Consider the following 307-nt stretch of genomic DNA (forward strand, 5'->3'; position numbering starts at 1 on the left):
GATGGGCCATGGCCTTCGGCGGCGGTGTCGGGAAGGTGTGTTGGCCGGACGGATACTGTTGAACTACGTTGTCTGGGGCAACGGAAGTGTTTCGGCCCGACTCTGGAACGCGATCCGCAGCGACGACTGGGCAATTCCGCACGTTGGCCTGAGCAGCCTCGGGGAAATCGTCGTCTGGGCGCGCCCAGACGAGTTTCCGCCAAGGAACATGCAGACGAGCAAGGGGCTGCGGGCACTCGGCTACAACGTGAGGATCGGTGTTTGATCGAGGCGCCTGTGGTACACGCAGGCTGACGAGCCAGGCGCT

General features: G+C 63.5%; 1 protein-coding gene. It reads left to right on the forward strand.

Annotated features, from left to right (window positions below):
* Position 1: 1 nt before the first annotated feature.
* Positions 2-265, forward strand: coding sequence for a hypothetical protein (locus tag ACOTXI_RS24230; protein ID WP_001295708.1), 264 nt, complete (start codon positions 2-4; stop codon positions 263-265).
* Positions 266-307 lie beyond the last annotated feature (42 nt).

The organism is Enterobacter cloacae complex sp. BZL2005, from assembly GCF_049238885.1.
GTDB classification, from domain to species: Bacteria; Pseudomonadota; Gammaproteobacteria; order Enterobacterales; family Enterobacteriaceae; genus Enterobacter; species Enterobacter roggenkampii.